At 29.4% G+C, this 18134-nt stretch carries 12 protein-coding genes; all 12 read left to right on the forward strand.

The genetic code is table 11. From position 1 onward, the window contains the following. Window positions 1-37: 37 nt before the first annotated feature. The 12 genes from BUB70_RS08315 (at window position 38) to BUB70_RS08365 (ending at window position 18096) form a co-directional block, all read left to right on the forward strand. Window positions 38-1732, forward strand: coding sequence for a DUF6377 domain-containing protein (locus tag BUB70_RS08315; protein ID WP_143155270.1), 1695 nt, complete (start codon window positions 38-40; stop codon window positions 1730-1732). 265 nt (window positions 1733-1997) lie between these two features. After that, window positions 1998-5018 (forward strand): SusC/RagA family TonB-linked outer membrane protein, encoded by a 3021-nt coding sequence (locus tag BUB70_RS08320; RefSeq protein ID WP_073120456.1) that lies wholly within the window; start codon window positions 1998-2000, stop codon window positions 5016-5018. A 14-nt stretch (window positions 5019-5032) separates the two neighbouring features. Next, window positions 5033-6517 (forward strand): RagB/SusD family nutrient uptake outer membrane protein, encoded by a 1485-nt coding sequence (locus tag BUB70_RS08325; RefSeq protein ID WP_073120458.1) that lies wholly within the window; start codon window positions 5033-5035, stop codon window positions 6515-6517. 12 nt (window positions 6518-6529) lie between these two features. Further along, window positions 6530-8026, forward strand: coding sequence for a SusE domain-containing protein (locus BUB70_RS08330; RefSeq protein ID WP_073120460.1), 1497 nt, complete (start codon window positions 6530-6532; stop codon window positions 8024-8026). Window positions 8027-8038: 12 nt separating this feature from the next. Beyond that, the gene (locus BUB70_RS08335; RefSeq protein WP_073120462.1) at window positions 8039-9787 is read left to right on the forward strand and encodes a glycoside hydrolase family 66 protein; all 1749 of its coding nucleotides are present in this window, start codon (window positions 8039-8041) and stop codon (window positions 9785-9787) included. 25 nt (window positions 9788-9812) lie between these two features. Then, a complete protein-coding gene (locus BUB70_RS08340) occupies window positions 9813-10784 on the forward strand; it encodes a T9SS type A sorting domain-containing protein (RefSeq protein WP_143155271.1) in 972 nt (323 codons plus the stop codon). A gap of 8 nt (window positions 10785-10792) precedes the next feature. After that, window positions 10793-13273: a glycoside hydrolase family 31 protein gene (locus BUB70_RS08345; RefSeq protein WP_084730229.1), complete on the forward strand. Its 2481-nt coding sequence runs from the start codon at window positions 10793-10795 to the stop codon at window positions 13271-13273. 10 nt (window positions 13274-13283) lie between these two features. Further along, complete coding sequence (locus BUB70_RS08350; protein ID WP_073120469.1) at window positions 13284-15428, forward strand: glycoside hydrolase family 97 protein; 2145 nt, start codon at window positions 13284-13286, stop codon at window positions 15426-15428. A 304-nt stretch (window positions 15429-15732) separates the two neighbouring features. Further along, a complete protein-coding gene (locus BUB70_RS14170; protein ID WP_188351956.1) occupies window positions 15733-15882 on the forward strand; it encodes a hypothetical protein in 150 nt (49 codons plus the stop codon). A 231-nt stretch (window positions 15883-16113) separates the two neighbouring features. Beyond that, window positions 16114-16497, forward strand: coding sequence for a hypothetical protein (locus tag BUB70_RS08355; protein ID WP_073120471.1), 384 nt, complete (start codon window positions 16114-16116; stop codon window positions 16495-16497). Window positions 16498-16550: 53 nt separating this feature from the next. Then, the gene (locus tag BUB70_RS08360; RefSeq protein ID WP_073120473.1) at window positions 16551-17453 is read left to right on the forward strand and encodes a pentapeptide repeat-containing protein; all 903 of its coding nucleotides are present in this window, start codon (window positions 16551-16553) and stop codon (window positions 17451-17453) included. Window positions 17454-17520: 67 nt separating this feature from the next. Beyond that, window positions 17521-18096 carry a hypothetical protein gene (locus BUB70_RS08365; RefSeq protein ID WP_073120476.1) on the forward strand — a complete coding sequence of 192 codons (576 nt, stop codon included), beginning with the start codon at window positions 17521-17523 and terminating at the stop codon, window positions 18094-18096. Window positions 18097-18134: the final 38 nt, after the last annotated feature.

Raw genomic sequence — 18134 nt, forward strand, 5'->3', positions numbered from 1 at the left:
TGAATATTTATTATAATTATCTCCAATAATGTTTTTTATGAATAAAAATTACCTAATAAAAATTATTGAAATAAAATGCTTATTGATTGTAATTATCTTATTTCTTTTTCCCAACCCAATAGTAGCACAAAGTAAGTTATTGAATAATTTAAGGCAAACAATTGACTCATCTAGTGTGTATGATAAAGAAAAATTACAAGAAATTAGTTTTTTGAAAAAAAAACTTAGAGAAGTTAATATGTCTAATTTTTCTCAGAGCTTTGATTTAAATCTTAAACTATTTGATCAGTATAAAGTTTTTAAAAGTGATTCTGCTTACTATTTCAGTGTTAAAATGAAAGAAATTGCAGAGCTTTCAAAAGATTCAGTACTTATATCTAAAAGTTTATTAAAACTTGCGGATATTTCTACTTCAGTTGGAATGTATAAAGAAGCTATTGATTTTCTAGAATCTATTAAATTGAAGAATATTAGTAGAGAAGATAGGCCCTTTTATTATGGTGTTTTTGGTAGAAGCTACAGTGATATGGCTGAATATACAAGTATTCCCTATTATAAAAATAAATATCAAAACTTAGCAAAAGGATATAGAGAAAAAATATTAAATCTTACTACAGAAGGAAGTTTTTTTAATGTTTTTATGACTGGCTTTAATTTGTATAAATCCAACCAAATTAATAGCTCATTAGAAACTCTTATTCAACTTTTATCAAAAGATATTAGTATTTATGAGAGAGCCTTAACACATTATATTTTAGGTGAAATATATAATAGTCAACATAATATTGAACAAGCTGAATATCATTATATAAAATCTGCAATATGCGATATAAAAACATCTACTAAAGAGTCGTTAGCTATTATTAGATTATCTGAATTGCTTTTTAAAAAGAAAGAAATAGAACTTGCTGGATTTTTAATTCAAAAAGCCTATGAAGATGCTCAGTTTTATGGTGCTCAACAAAGAAAATTACAAGTTGGGGCTATACTTCCATTAATTGAAGATGAAATCCTTAAAAATACAGAGAATGAACGTAAAAGACTTTATTGGCAATATATAATTGCAATATCTTTTTCAGTAATACTATTAATTTTTATATTAATATTTTATGTTCAATTTAAAAGAATTAGGAAAGCTAAAAAGGATATATCTGTTGCTCATAAAAGATTGAAAAACAATAATTTAGAGCTTGTAAAAGTAAATAATGAAGTAAAAGAAAGGAATGTTATAATTGAAAAAGTAAATACAAAGCTTTTTGAATCTAACAAAATTAAAGAAGAGTATTTAGGTTTTTTCTTTACAGAATACGATGATATTTTTGAAAAATTTAATGATATAATTTCTAATATTAATAAAGGTTTAGAAGAAGAAGATTTAGTTAAAATTAAATTTCATACTTTAAAATATGACAAAAAGAAAGAAAAGGAAAAATTATTACACAATTTTGATACTGCTTTTATCAATCTCTTTCCAAATTTCATAAATGAGTTTAATGAATTGTTAAAAGATGAACATAAGATCAAATTAAAAAAGAATCAAATTTTAAATAAAGAATTGAGAATTTTTGCTTTGATAAGGTTAGGTATAAAGCATAATGAAAAAATAGCTCAGATTTTAGGGTATTCCGTTAATTCAATTTATGCATTTAAGTCTAAAGTCAGAAATAACTCTATGGTTGAAAATGAAAATTTTGATAAACTAATTATTGACAATACAACAATAAAGTCGTGATATTTTTGTGTTTAATATAATTTAAAGATGATTTTTTAAGGTTTTTAGTATTAAAATTCTATATATTATTTTAAATAGACTAAATCACAATCTCTTGTTTTTAAAGAGGTTGTGATTTTTTTTGTCTCTTTTTGTCTTGAAAAAATCTATACTGAATTTCAACTTTATTTTTTCAATATCAATTTTTTGTTCCTTTGGATTAGAGTCATAACTTCTTTCTGAAAAGTATGATTTTAAACTTATAACTAACTTAAATAAATACAAAATGATTAAAAAACACACATCTTATAAGTGGTTCCTTTTATGGAGTTTTTTGTTATTAATTTCCAATTTATCGTTTTCTCAAGATAGTGATGTAAAAGTTTCTGGAAAACTAACAGATGAATTTAATATACCTTTAGTGGGGGCTAAAGTTGTTGAAATAGGAACAAGTAATGGGGCCACATCAGACTTTGATGGTAATTTTCAAATAAATACTAAAAATAAAAGTTCCAAATTAGAAATTAGTTATCTAGGATATATAACTCAGATTATTAATGTGAGTTCAGATTTTATTAGTGTAAAAATGTCGTTAGATGTAGCAGCTCTAGATGAAGTCGTTATCATAGGTTATGGTCAATCAAAACAGAGTGATTTAACGGGATCTGTTTCTTCTGTTGATATGGAAGATGTTCAAGCACAACCAGCATCAAATATCGGAGATGCAATACAAGGTAGAGCTGCTGGGGTTAGCGTAATCACATCTGGTCAACCAGGCTCTAACCCTACATTTAGAATAAGGGGGACAGGAACAATAGGTAATAATGATCCATTAATAGTAGTTGATGGAATGCCTTTAAATGGTGGTTTAAATCAAGTTAATATGAAGGATGTAAAATCACTTCAAGTATTAAAAGATGCATCTGCTACAGCAATTTATGGTTCAAGAGGGTCTAACGGGGTAATTATTATTACTACTAAAAGAGGAAAAAAAGGGGTGTCTAATTTAGATATTGATACTTTCACAAGCCTACAGTTTGCAACAAATACATTAGATGTTTTAAATGCTAGTCAATTTGCTGCACTAAGTAATGAAATGTTAGTGAATGGGGGTTTTGTACCTAATCCAAATTTCACAAATCCAAATTTATTAGGTACAGGAACAAATTGGTTAGATGCTTTTTTAAGAAATGGCATGCAAAAAAACATTACCCTGTCATATTCACAAGGAACAGAAAAGACTAATCTTTATACTTCGTTTAATGTGTTTGATCAAGAAGGAATTTATATCAACTCAAAATACACAAGATATATAGCACAGTTTAATAGTGATACAAATATCAATGACAACTTAAAATTTGGTAATAGTTTTAAAGTAAATTATGACGTAAAATCCAATGGAGATAATAGTATTCAAAATGCGATTTTATCTTTACCAACTCAACCTATTTATGATGTAGATGGAAATTATACAGGACCTGTAGGGCAAGCTTTATATTCAGGAGATATTGATAACCCTATAGGAAAATCTAACATTGTTGAAAGTATAACCAAAGGATACAATCTTCAAGGGAATGTTTATGGTGAATTAACAGTTTTAGATAATTTTAAATTTAAGACAATATTTGGTGTTGAAGCTAACTTTTGGGATACTAGAACTTGGGCACCTTCATACAGTTGGGGCTCTAAAATTTCTCCAAACGCATTTTTGTCTGAAGGTTCAAACAAAAGCTTAACCATGTTATGGGATAATACATTAACTTATAATAAGGAATTTGACAATGGTTCATCTATTACAGGAATTATAGGTACTAGTGCACAAGAAAACACTTTTAAATATATAAGTGGGTCTATACAAGGATTTATCAGTGAACAAGCACAAACAATTAATAATGGGTTGATACAACCAACTATTAATGGAAGTGGTTCAGAATGGTCTATCTTTTCATATTTTGCTAGGGCTCAATATGATTTTGAAAATAAATACTATATTACTGCGACCGTTCGTAGAGATGGTTCTTCAAGATTTGGAAAAGGAAATAAGTATGGAACTTTTCCTTCAGCTTCTTTAGCTTGGAGATTGTCAAAAGAGGAATTTCTTAAAAACTATAATTCAATAAATGAGTTAAAATTAAGAGTTGGTTATGGTGTAACAGGTAACCAAAATATAGGGAACTATTCTTTTGCATCTTCATACAATACAAACCTTTACAATTTTAACAACTCGTTTGTTACGGCTGCTGTACCAACAGTGCTTCCTAATACAAATGTGCAATGGGAATCTCAAAAACAATTTAATGTTGGAGTTGATGCTACATTATTTGATAGATTTTTGGATTTAACAATAGATGGTTATGTTAAAAATACAGAAGATATGTTAGTTCCTCAATCCGTACCTGTAACATCAGGTTACTCAGATGTTTTTGTACCATATATCAATGCTGGGAAAATTCAGAATAAAGGAGTTGAAGTTGTTTTAACAACTCATAACATTGAGAGAGATAAATTCAACTGGTCAACAGATATCGTTTTTGCATATAATAAAAATAAAGTTATTTCAATTAATAGTGATACACCTCTAACAACTGGAAGTGTAGGATTAAATTATAGTTTGGCTAGAATTCAACCTAATTATCCTATAAACGTGTTTTATGGTTTTGTTCAAGATGGTGTTTTTCAAACTCAAACAGAAGTTGATAATGCTGCAATTCAAATAGCAGGAACAAATCCTCAAACAAGTACAGCTCCTGGTGATATTAGGTTTAAGGATTTGAATAATGATGGTATCATAAATGATGATGATCGTACTTTTATTGGAAATCCAAATCCAGCTTTTACTTATTCTGTAAACAACACATTTAATTTAGGGAACTTTGATTTAAGTGTTTTTATTCAAGGGATTCAAGGAAATGATATTTTCAATGCAAATAGATTGTATACCGAAAATATGTCCGTTACAACTAACCAATCTACAGCAGTATTAAATAGATGGACTGGAGCAGGTACAAGTAATTCCGTTCCTAGGGCAATTTTTGGAGATCCTAATAATAATAATAGACCTTCTAGTCGATATATTGAAGATGGGTCATATATAAGATTAAAAAACATAAACCTAGCATATAATATACCTTCTGAAATTCTAAATAAATCATTTTTCAATTCAATAAAAATATATGCTTCTGCACAGAATTTAATAACAGTAACAAATTATTCAGGCTTTGATCCAGAAGTTGGAACAAACGGAATAGATAATAATACATTTCCAATTACTAAATCCTTTACGTTAGGAGCAACTTTTGGATTCTAAAATAAACTACTATTATGAAAAAACAATTTAAATATATTACAGCAATTCTTGGTTTGTTATTCACTATAGGGTGTAGTGAAGATTTTTTAACTAAACAACCATTAGACACAATTAATTCATCTAATTATCCAAAAACAGCTGATGAATTAGTAACTGTTGTAAATGGTGCATATCAACCTTTACAATGGCCCAAGCTTTATAATTTAAGAATGTGGACAACTGATATCATGGCGGGTAATAGTATTGTTGGTGCCGGTGGTGGTACCGATGGTATTGAAACACAAAACATGTCTAATTTTGTTACACAACCCAATAACGCGGGGGTGTTAGATTTATGGAGAGGACCTTGGCCAGGGATTTTGATGACAAATATTGTTCTAGAAACCGCTCCAAATTTAGAGATTGATGAAAATATTAAGAATCGTTCTATGGGAGAGGCTTACTTTTTAAGAGCCCATTATTATTTTCTTTTAGCTCGTTTCTTTGGAGATGTACCGTTAATTACAGAGCCATTAAGTTCAGACGATGAATTATTTTTACCCAGAGATCCTGTTAATGAAATATATGATTTAATTCTAAGCGATTTAACAAATGCAGTACAATTACTACCTGCTAAATCATCTTATTCTCAAGAAAATATAGGTAGAGCATCTAAAGGAGCTGCTTATGGATTACTGACAAAATTTCATCTTACTTTAGGGAATTATCAAGAGGCGATAGACATGGCAACTGAATTAGAAACTTTAGGTTATGATTTAAATCCAAATTACCAAGATAATTTTAATCCCGACAATGAAAATTCTCAAGAATCAATTTTTGAAGTGCAATATGCTTCTAATGGCGGTTATGATTTCTGGGGGAATGAAAATCAAGCATCTTGGGCAAGTCCATTTATGGGGCCAAGAGGTGCAAACTTTGTTGGTGGTGGTTTTGGTTGGAATCAACCAACCCAAGAGTTTGTTGATCAATATGAAGTAGGAGACTTACGTAAAGACGTTACTGTGTTTTATGATGGTTGTCCTGATTATGATGGGAAACAATATCAATCTTCATATTCATATACTGGGTATAATGTTAGAAAGTTTCTAGTACCTATTAGCTTGGTTCCTGCTTATGACAATAGTCCATTAAATTTTCCAATACTAAGATATGCAGATGTTTTATTAATGAGGGCTGAAGCATTAAACGAATTAGATGATACTTCTAGTGCTGAAATTTATTTAAACAAAGTTAGAAATAGAGCAGGACTTCCTGATATCCAAACAGGATTAAGTAAAGTTGATTTTAGAGATGCTGTTTTAAAGGAAAGAAGAATTGAGCTAGCATTTGAGGGGCAAAGATGGTTTGACTTAATAAGAGTGAATAATGGACAATATGGTTTAGACTTTTTACAATCAATAGGAAAGACCAACGCAAGTACAAAACACCTATTGTTTCCAGTTCCTCAAATTGAAATTGATAGAAATCCAAAATTGAAACCAAACAACTTTGGTTATTAAAAATATGATATTATGAAATCAAATAAACTATATAAAATATTAGGAATTATATTAGTGATAATTTCGTTTTTTTCGTGTGAAAATGTATTAAAAGATGACTCTTTTATTACAGATAATGAATTAGAAATAACTATTTCTAATGATGAAATAGTGTTAAACGAATTGTATTTTAACAACACTGTAAATTTTAATTGGACAACAGGCTCTAATCAAAATACTGGTTCGGCAATAAAATATACCTTGAAAATAGATGTAGCTCAAGGTGATTTTTCCAACCCCATAACTACTCTTTTAGACCAAGTTAAAAATACTTTCTCATATAGTATAACCTTTGGAGATTTAAACAATTTATTATTAACAAATGGCTTAGATATTAATCAGGCTTATGATTTAAAAGCACAAATAATAGCTACTGTTTCTAATGAATTGGTAAAAGAACAAGTTAGTACAGTCTCCTTTATTGCAACAACTTTTAAACCAGTTAGCAATCAATTATTTATTGTTGGAGATGCAACTCCTAATGGTTGGGATATAGAAAACGCTATAGAATTAAATTCATCAACCAATAAAAGAGGGGTTTATATCTATAGAGGTAAATTGTCAACGGGTAAATTTAAGTTTCCTGTCTCTAACGATGGCTGTTTTTGTCAAGACTTTTATACTCAAGACCCTAATGACAGTACAAAAATAGTATATAATCAGTCAGGAAGTGGAGATGATTTACAATGGGCTATTGATACAGACTTAGAGGAAGATAAGGAATACTTAATTACCGTTGATTTATTAAACTTAACAATTAATATTCAAATAGTAAATGCAATTGCAAGTACGCCTCCTTTTTCTTCTTTATGGATCGTTGGGGATGCCTCAGAAAGTGGATGGGATGTTAATAACCCAGCTGCTTTTACCCAAAACAGCAATAATCCTTTTGAGTTTTATTATGAGGGGCATTTAAACCCAGGAAATTTTAAAATCTTAGCTGGTTCAACAGGTGATTTTTGTGGAGATTGGTACAGACCAAGCATAGATAATCAATTATTAGAAGAGGGTGTAGTCATACAAAATTCAGGTTGTGATGTTGATGATAACAAATGGTTAGTATCTGAAGCTACAAAAGGACGTTACAAAATAACTATTGATACTCAGAATAATACAATATCATTTAACCTAATAAACTTATATATAATTGGTGATGGTGGACCTAATGGATGGAATATTAACACACCAACACCTATGGATTACATTAATAGAGAATATGTGTTTATTGGTGAATTAGGGGCTGATAATGCCACAGGGGAATTTAAAATTTCAAAATTTAAAGGTGATTGGTGTGATGGTGATTGGATCAATCCAGAGAATCCTTCTCAGTCAATAGTTAATACTAGTTTCATTACTACAATTAGTTGTGATGGTCCTGATAACAAATGGAAATTGATTGATGGTCAGGCAGGTACTTATGAAGTTAGAATAAATCTTGATACTGAAATGATGTCATTTACTAAACAATAAAATCAAGCAAAAATGAAATATATATTTAACATATTAAAAGTAACAGTTTTAACAACTAGTTTATTTATTAGTTCTTGCGAAAACACTAATGAGAATACTCCTGGTTTTTATGAAGCCGGAGAAGCGAATGACTTTACTGAAATATTAGATTTTAAGAAAGATAAAGCTAAATATAATCTTAACCAGAAAGTTAATTTTTCAGTTAATAAAATTGAGCCAAATACAACTATCAGATACAAATATTTAGGAGAAGTAATTAATGAAGAAGCTCTAAGTTCTACAACATGGACTTGGATGCCTCCTTCTGAAGATTATAGAGGATATATGGTGGAATTGGTTACCAAAAATGACAATAAAGAGACCATCGTAGGAACTATAGGAATCGATGTTTCTTCTGATTGGACAAAATTTCCTAGATATGGTTTTTTGTCAGACTTTAATGTAGATGCTTCTCAAAGAATATCTGTGTTAAATAACTTAAAAGATTTTCATATTAACGGATTACAGTATTATGATTGGCATAGTAAACATCATATTCCATTACCAATGGATAATAATGGAAATCCAGAGTCATCATGGTCTGATTTGTTTAATAGACCCATAGATTATCATACAGTCGAAGGTTATATTAACGAAGGACATGATTTAAATATATCATCAATGTTTTATAATTTATTATTTGGAGCATGGCATCCCGAGGAAGGTGATGGTTTTTCAAATAAATGGTTAATCTACAATGATCAATTCCATAACAATGTAAACAAACACCAATTAGGTGATTTTGGAGATATTTTAGTTACTAATCCAGCAAATGATAATTGGCAAGATTATATTTTCCAAAAAACATCTGATGTTTATGATAATTTAGAGTTTGATGGTTGGCACTTAGATCAATTAGGAGATAGGGGAACTGTTTATGACTACAATGGTTACAAGGTTGATTTAAAAAAATCTTTTAATGATTTTATGGTAGCTCTTATTCAAAAATTTCCAAATAAGAAACATGCTTTAAATGCAGTAGATCAATTTGGACAGAATAATATATTATCAACTCCTGTAGATTTTGCTTATTCTGAAGTATGGTCTAGAGTTCAGTTTGCTGATTTAGCACAAGTAATTATTGAAAATAACAAAATGTCTAATCATCAATTAAACACAGTTTTAGCTGCGTACATGAATTATGACTCTTCAGAAGGATCTTTTAATACACCTTCTGTGTTAATGTCTGATGCTGTGATATTTGCATTTGGTGGTGATCATTTAGAATTAGGTGAGCATATGTTGTCTAAAGAATATTTCCCATATAGCAATTTATCTATGGAAGAAGAATTAGAATTTTCTCTAAAGGAATATTATGATTTTATGGTTGCTTATGAAAATTTGCTAAGGGATGGTGGTGATTTTATCACAACTGAGGTTAGCTCAAAGGACATAGGTGTTAATATGTGGCCTCCTGTATTTGGAAAAGCATCTCTGATTACTAAACAATTAGATAACAAACAAGTTGTTCAGCTATTAAACTATAACGGAGCATCTACACTAGACTGGAGAGATAATACCAAATCTCAAACAAAACCAAACATAGCAACTAATTTTAATTTAGAAATTAAATCTAATAATTCAATTTCTAAGGTATGGTTTGCTTCACCTGATTTTAACGGTGGAGCTTCACAAGAATTAGAATTTACAATGAAAAATGATCACATTAATGTTATTGTTCCTTATTTGGAATATTGGAGTATGATTGTTTTGGAATATTAAAATTAAAATAAAATTATTAAATAAAATGAAAAAAATAAAATTATTAATAGTGTTAGTTTGTGTTTTCGGAATGAAAACAATAAGTGCACAAAATTATGTAGGAATTGTAGGAGATGCAACAACTTTAGGGTATGCTCCAGAGGGTATACCTTTGATTCAAGATTCTCAAAATCCTAATATTTTTACATATGAAGGAGTTTTAAAACCAGGAAAATTTAAATTTCATTTAAAAGAAGATGATTGGTGTATCGGCAGCTGGATAAATGCAGCAGTAGTAGATCAAGATTTAAGTGCTAAAGATTATATAACAACTACAGGTTGTAATGGTCCCGATAACCAATGGGTGGTTTCAGTCTCTGGGAGTTATTCAATTGTAATTGATTTAGGACTTGAGTCTATTACCATTTCAACGCTAGATTATTTTCCAAATTTATATTTAGTGGGAGATGCTACGCCAAATGGATGGGATATTAATAACGCTACTCCTCTTGTCAAAGATACCGAGAATCCAGCTGTATTTACATGGACTGGTAATCTTATACCAGGTGAGTTTAAAATTACAACAGCTAAATCATTTGATGGGGGGTGGAATTGGATTCATCCAGTAACACAAGGACAAGATTTGGCTTTAACTAATTACGAGGTTTTAGTTTCGGGTGTTGGTAATGATTATAAATGGGTAATAGGTACTGCAGGTAGTTATACAATCAATTTAAACCTACAAAATGAAGTAATAAGTATAGAACCAAATACAACATTAGGAGTAGATGATATTTTACAATATAATTTATCAAAGAATTTTTTAAATTTTGAATTAGAAAATATTAAGAATGCAAGTATTTCAGTTTTTGACTCTAAAGGAATGTTACTAACTCACAAAAAAATTAATAAAACAAACAACAGTATAAATTTATCAGAAATTAATGCAAGTGGTGTTTTAATTTTTAGGTTATTAAATAACAATATAATTAAAACATGTAAGGTTTTAAAGCAATAAATAAGTATATGAAAACAATTAATTTAGCATCAATATTACTTTTTTTTTATGGGTTTATATGGTCTCAGGATAATATAAATGTAAGTGATGCTTATGTTCAAAGTAATAATGTTCTCATTAATTTGAATAATAACTCAAAAATGAGTTTGAAGTTTTTAGATTCAAAAAATATTAAGTTTTGGTTTTCAAAAGACGGGGAGTTTAAAAGAAATAATAAATCTTTTGCCATAATAAACGAAGTTTTTGAAAAAGATTTCAAGGTAAATATTGAAGAGTCAACATCCATGTATGAAGTTTTTACTGGTGATTTAAGAATAATGATTTATAAATCTCCATTTAAGATTCAGATTTACAATAAGTATCAGAGATTAATAATGGGGGATGACAATTATAGTCCATATCAAGTTCAGGGAACTCAAATAAAAACAAATAAAATATTAAGGGAAGATGAACATTTTTTTGGATTGGGTGAAAAAACAGGAACGTTAGATAGGAGAGGTAATAGTTATACCATGTGGAATAGTGACAAGCCTTGTTATTCTGAATTGGAAGATCCTTTGTATAAAAGCATTCCTTTTTTTATGAGTAGTTATAAATATGGAATTTTTTTAGACAATACTTATAAAACTAAATTTGACTTTGGAAAGGAGAATAAAAAAACATTTTCTTTTTCGGCTCCAAATGGCCCTTTTATTTATTATTTCATGTACGGAAAAGATTACAAAGAAATCATTAAAAGTTATATAAAACTAACAGGAAAACCTATTATGCCTCCAAAATGGGCTTTAGGTTGGTCACAAAGTAGAGGTGTTTTAACTACAGAGGAATTAACAAGAAATATTGCTGAAGAATATCGCAAACGCAATATTCCTTGTGATATTATATATCAGGATATAGGTTGGGTAGAAGGTCTTCAAAATTTTGAATGGAGAAAAGAAAATTATAACAATCCCAAACAAATGCTTTCTGATTTAAAAACGAAAGGATTTAAAGTTATTGTGTCTCAAGATCCAGTAGTGTCTCAGGCAACAAATAAACAATGGAGTGAAGCGAATGCTAATGGATATTTTGTAAAAGATAAAAGAACGAATAAATCGTATGACATGCCTTGGCCTTGGGGAGGTAATGCTGGAGTTGTTGATTTTACATTACCAGAAGTAGCTAATTGGTGGGGGAATTTACAACAAAAACCAATTAATGATGGAGTTAAAGGTTTTTGGACAGATATGGGAGAACCTGCATGGAGTAATGAAGAAAGTACAGATAGACTAAATATGGTACACCATTTAGGATTTCATAATGAAATTCATAATGTTTATGGTTTAACTTGGGATAAAATAGTGACTGAACAATTTGAAAAGCACAATCCTAATCAGAGAATTTTTCAAATGACTAGAGCGGCTTATGCGGGTTTACAAAGATATACATTTGGTTGGTCAGGTGATAGTGGTAATGGGGAAGATGTGAATGCGGGATGGAAAAATTTAGCCAATCAAATTCCTTTAGGTTTATCAGCTGGTTTAGGATTAATTCCGTTTTGGACAACTGATATTTCAGGATATTGTGGTGATATTAAGGACTATAATGAATTCTCGGAATTATATGTCAGATGGCTACAGTTTGGAGTGTTTAATCCATTAAGCAGAGCTCATCATGAGGGTAATAATGCTGTAGAACCTTGGTTATTTGGTGCTGAAGCTGAAAAATTAGCAAGACAAGCAATTGAGTTAAAATACAAACTCCATCCTTATATATATACTTATGCTCGTACAGCCTACGATACAGGTTTACCTATAATGAGGGCATTAGTGTTAGAATATCCAAATGATGAAAAAACTTTCAGTATTGATGATCAATTTTTATTAGGTAAAGAACTTTTGATTGCTCCTGTTGTAAAACAAGGTGCAAAGTATAGAGATGTTTATTTACCAAAAGGAGAGTGGATAGATTATCATACAGGTGATGAGTATTCAGGAGAGCAGCTTATAAAATATCCTGTTGAGTTATCAACAATTCCAATATTCGCAATCAAAGGAGCTATTATTACTAAATCTCCTGTAATGCAGTTTATTGATGAAATAAAAAATGCTCCAGTTAATATTGAAATTTTCCCATCTGAAAAGAAAACCTCATTTGAATTATATGAAGATGATGGATTGACCAATGACTATAAAATCAATAAATTCTCAAAAACATTGATTGAAGCTCAAAAAAATGAAAACACAATCAGAATTGATATAAATAAACCTTTATCTACTGGTTATAAAAGCGAGATAAGAAATTATTTACTTGAGATTCATGTATCAAATAAAGTGAAAAAAATAATGTTGAATGGAAAGAAAGTAAAAACAAAGAGTAAAGAAAAGTTGGAACAATCGATAGATACCAAGTTTGACGAAGCTACTTGTAGTTTTTCAAAAAAAGAAAAAGTCATATGGATAAAAATACCTGATAATAAACAAAATAATTCAATCGAAATCTTATTATAAAAACAGAAAGATGAAAATAAATAAATCAATATTAATAATAAGCTTTTTTTCAGTATTAAGTTTATTCTCACAAAAAATTAAATCTCCAGATAAAAATACTTTTTTAACATTTTCACTAACAGAAGAAGGAGTCCCATCTTATAGTGTTATGTATAAAAATCAAGAAGCTATCAAGTTTAGTAAATTAGGGTTTGAATTAAAAAATGACAATCAAAATCTAATGGATGGATTCTCAATTTTGAATTCTGTAAACACTTCGTTTAACGAAACATGGAATCCTGTATGGGGGGAAGAAAGTGAAATTCAAAATCAATACAATGAGTTATTAGTAAACTTAGAACAAAATGAGTCTCATAGAAAAATGAACATACGTTTTCGTGTATTTAATAATGCTGTTGGTTTTAGATATGAATTTCCAGTTCAAGATAATTTAGGGCATTTTGTTATTAAAGATGAAAAAACTCAATTTGCAATGACTGGTGATCATACTGCTTTTTGGATTCCGGGTGATTATGATACACAAGAATATGATTATATAGAATCTCGACTTTCTGAAATCAGAGGGTTGATGGCCAGTTCTATTACAGATAATCTTGCGCAAACTTCATTCTCATCTACTGGAGTGCAAACTTCTTTAATGTTAAAAACGGATAATGGTTTGTATATCAATCTTCATGAAGCAGCTTTGATAGATTATTCTGTAATGCATTTAAATTTAGATGATAAAAATATGATTTTTGAGGCATGGTTAACGCCTGATGCAAAAGGAGATAGACCATATATGATTACTCCAGCAAATACGCCTTGGAGAACTATTATTGTAAGTGATGATGCACGTGATGTTCTCGCTTCAAGAATCACCTATAATTTAAATGAACCTTCTAATATAGAGGATACATCATGGATTAAGCCAGTTAAATATGTGGGTGTATGGTGGGAAATGATTGCAGGAAAGAGCTCGTGGTCATATACAGATGATTTTAAAGCTGTAAAATTAGGGTTCACAGATTATAACAATGCAAGTCCTAATGGTAAACATGGAGCGACTACTGAGCATGTTAAAGAGTATGTAGACTTTGCTGCTAAACATGGATTTGATGCCGTATTAGTAGAAGGATGGAATGTTGGTTGGGAAGATTGGTTTGGACATTCAAAAGATTATGTGTTTGATTTTGTAACTCCATATCCTGATTTTAATGTGGAAGAAGTACATAATTATGCAAAATCAAAAGGAATTAAAATGATTATGCATCATGAGACCTCTGGTTCGGTTAGAAATTATGAAAGACATATCGATAAGGCTTATCAATTTATGAAAGACAATGGTTATGATGCTGTAAAAAGTGGATATGTAGGAAATATTTTACCTAGAGGTGAAAACCATTACAGTCAATGGATGGTAAATCATTATCAATATGCTTTAGAAAAAGCAGCAGATTATCAAATCATGTTAAATGCTCATGAGGCAGTTAGACCAACAGGTATAGCAAGAACATATCCTAATTTAATTGGAAATGAATCTGCAAGAGGTACAGAATATCAGGCGTTTGGTGGTTCTAATGCTAACCATGTAACCATACTTCCGTTTACAAGATTAATAGGTGGTCCAATGGATTATACACCAGGTATTTTTGAAATGGATTTAAGTAAGGTGAATCCACAAAACAACTCTCATGTAAATAGTACACTTGCAAATCAATTGGCCTTATATGTTACCATGTATAGCCCTTTGCAAATGGCAGCAGATTTACCTGAAAATTATAATAGGTTTTTAGATGCTTTTCAATTTATTAAAGATGTAGGAATTGATTGGGAAAAGAGTATTTATTTAGAAGCAGAACCAGGTAGTTATATAACTATCGCTCGTAAAGAAAAAGGCACTAATAATTGGTTTGTTGGAAATGTAAATGGAAAATCAAATCGGAACTCAAAAGTTTCATTAGATTTTCTCGATAAAGATAAAGTGTATATAGCGACTATTTATGCAGACGCTAAAAATGCAAATTACAAAACAAATCCTCAGGCATATATTATTAAAAAGTACAAAGTAACCAATAAATCCAAGTTGTCTCAGCTTAGTGTTAAAGGAGGTGGATATGCTATAAGTATTATTGAAAGTAATAAAAGAGAAGCTAATAAATATAGTGAGTTATAGAAAAAACAATTATAGATTACTACCTCGAAAACTATAATAAAAACCTCTTAGTCACATAGTGATATAAGAGGTTTTTTATTTCATTAACTAATAGAGATTTAAAAAAACTATAATATTAGGGAGTTTAAACCAGGACCAAAAAGAAGAGCAAAAACAACAGGTAAACCAGATAGATGTTAGCGTGACAATAAAGAAACACCCGGAAATACTCCTTCGTTAAAACCACATAAGCATAAAAAAGGAGATTAGTTTTAAATGAACAATAGAATTCCTTATCTTAAAGAAAATTTTAAAAAATATTGTTATGGCTGTTAAGCATTTACCAACAGGAATTATCCACTTAGGACAAAAAGGAGGTACTACAGGATGTGGTACAAACACAAACCAAGAATCAGATCATTGGTCTAATACATCGTCAAGCATTACTTGTAACAAGAATGGATGTAAAAATTAGGTAAAGTACTAGAACTTCCTTTTTCTAATAAAACAAAAGTCACTTTAAAATTAAAGTGACTTTTGTTTTACTATAATAGTATAATTCTAACTTTTTAATCCCTTTAACTACTTTTAATACATTAATTGTTTTAAATAAAGCATACCATTTCTCATCAAATCATATCAAATAGCATTTTGTATGCACCTCAACAACACATAACAATATTAATTTTATCCAAAAAATAGCAATATGTGTGATTTAACCAGCGAGTTTAAACTTTGTACGTGTGATTTTGAATCTTCAAAAGCAAAATACACTTGGAAAATATTTAGAAAAAAATCTACAGTTATTCAAGTTATTGAAGGAGAATATTACATACCATATCTAGATTGGGAAAATAGTACATTACCTGAAAAAGTTGAATATTATCTTAATAAAGCACAAGATGAGGAAAGACTATTTGACAAAAAGATAGATTTATATGACAATGATAGATTGGTGTTTTATAAGGAAGGTAAAATACTTTTTCAGTATAATTATGAGATGTATAGATGGTGGCTAAATAATTCTATAAAAGAGCCTAAGCATGCAGTTGTTAAAAATGGCAATATTGTGGTGTCAAGTAAAAAATAACCAACCCTAATGTTTGGGTAAATTATAAAAACATCAAGAAAATCTTTATAGACATGAGTAACCACAAAATTCAAATAAAAACAAAAAATCAAACTGTTTTATACGAGTTAGAATCATCAGAAATGTTTCCTGATTACAGTAGTGTTTTAAAAGAAGCCATTACGTTTAATATAAACTTAAAAGGTCTTTGTGTAGTTGCTGAAAATATTGATGGGGTTATCTGGAAAGAAACGGATTTATCAAATGTATCATTTTACAATTGCTCTATGAAAAACAATGTTTTTTATAAATGTAAAGGAAATGTATGGATAACTGATTGTGACTTAACTAACGCTAAAATTAAAGAATCTGATTTTACAGATATTCATATTGAAAATACGTTGATGAAAAAAATGAGTATTCGTAATTCTACCATTTCAAATCCTATGCTAATGAGTTGTAATTTGGAAAAAACTATATTCTGGAAGGTAATAATGCCCAATGCAGCTTTTTGGGATTGCAATCTAAGTCATGTCAATTTTTATGAATGTGTGATTGACTTTTCTCAAATTTCAAACAAAAATAATCATGACAATTGGTATCAAGATTTAACTTTTTTAGGTGGTGATATCAGTGGTTCTAATTTTACAACCATAAAAGATTTAAAACAATTATTGTTGTGGAATATAGATTTAGATAATATTGAGTTTTTTGGTAATGAAGAATTCACAATAGTAGAAAATAAAAATAGCAAAGTAATCTATGCTTTAAACAATGATGTAGTTTGGTGGATACCATACCCAAAAGACAAAAATCCATCTATGATCCCTTTTAGGCATAGCTTAAAGGAGTTCTATAATGAAATTCAACAAGAGTTTCCTAACACAGAATTATATCCCTCAATGGAAGATTTTGTAGTTAAGGATGAACTTATTACTGTTTGTGAATATTTAAAAGCAAGAAGCAAATATCAATAAAAGGGAGAGACTAACAATTAGGTAAATAACAAACTAAAAAAAGAACTAAGAATCTTAATTTATAAAAATGGGAACAAGTTTATATCTAATAACAAATACAAAACTTACAGGAGAGGAAACAAAAAAAGACTGGAATCTAATTCTTGAAAAATTAAAGGAATTAAACTTAGAATATACTTCTTTAATAAAAGCAGATGGAACGATCCTAAAAGAGTCTGGGGATTGGAACTATAAAGTTAACAACTATAAAGATGAACCTTTTTCTGTAGAGTTTTTAGGTCCCTTTAACATAGAGCCTATTTTATATCAGGATATTGGTATCATAGATACAATACACAGATATAGTGTTTTGTATAAATTATCTGATTTAGATTGGTTTCATACATTTAGAAAAAACCTATTTGATATTGTAAAGGTAATAGGTGGAACGGAAGTAATCTATGTAGCAGATAACTCGTGTGATAAATTAGCGAATTACTTATATAACATGGCTTGGGAAAATGTTCCTTATGAAGTAATCAAAAATAAAATGATACAAGATTTAGGTACACCAGTAACAGATTACTCAAAACTAAACTATGATAAGTTAGATTACAGAAATATCACAGAATTCTTTTTAGATGATTTTTCTGATATCAATTAGAATTTCTATGAATATAGAATGGCTATAAGGGTCTTGTT

Origin of the sequence: Wenyingzhuangia marina (assembly GCF_900130035.1) — a bacterium.
GTDB classification, from domain to species: domain Bacteria; phylum Bacteroidota; class Bacteroidia; order Flavobacteriales; family Flavobacteriaceae; genus Wenyingzhuangia; species Wenyingzhuangia marina.

Coding starts and splice junctions, on each gene's coding strand:
- BUB70_RS08315 (WP_143155270.1), top strand. CDS start 38: ATGAATAAAAATTACCTAATAAAAATTATTGAAATAAAATGCTTATTG.
- BUB70_RS08320 (WP_073120456.1), top strand. CDS start 1,998: ATGATTAAAAAACACACATCTTATAAGTGGTTCCTTTTATGGAGTTTT.
- BUB70_RS08325 (WP_073120458.1), top strand. CDS start 5,033: ATGAAAAAACAATTTAAATATATTACAGCAATTCTTGGTTTGTTATTC.
- BUB70_RS08330 (WP_073120460.1), top strand. CDS start 6,530: ATGAAATCAAATAAACTATATAAAATATTAGGAATTATATTAGTGATA.
- BUB70_RS08335 (WP_073120462.1), top strand. CDS start 8,039: ATGAAATATATATTTAACATATTAAAAGTAACAGTTTTAACAACTAGT.
- BUB70_RS08340 (WP_143155271.1), top strand. CDS start 9,813: ATGAAAAAAATAAAATTATTAATAGTGTTAGTTTGTGTTTTCGGAATG.
- BUB70_RS08345 (WP_084730229.1), top strand. CDS start 10,793: ATGAAAACAATTAATTTAGCATCAATATTACTTTTTTTTTATGGGTTT.
- BUB70_RS08350 (WP_073120469.1), top strand. CDS start 13,284: ATGAAAATAAATAAATCAATATTAATAATAAGCTTTTTTTCAGTATTA.
- BUB70_RS14170 (WP_188351956.1), top strand. CDS start 15,733: ATGGCTGTTAAGCATTTACCAACAGGAATTATCCACTTAGGACAAAAA.
- BUB70_RS08355 (WP_073120471.1), top strand. CDS start 16,114: ATGTGTGATTTAACCAGCGAGTTTAAACTTTGTACGTGTGATTTTGAA.
- BUB70_RS08360 (WP_073120473.1), top strand. CDS start 16,551: ATGAGTAACCACAAAATTCAAATAAAAACAAAAAATCAAACTGTTTTA.
- BUB70_RS08365 (WP_073120476.1), top strand. CDS start 17,521: ATGGGAACAAGTTTATATCTAATAACAAATACAAAACTTACAGGAGAG.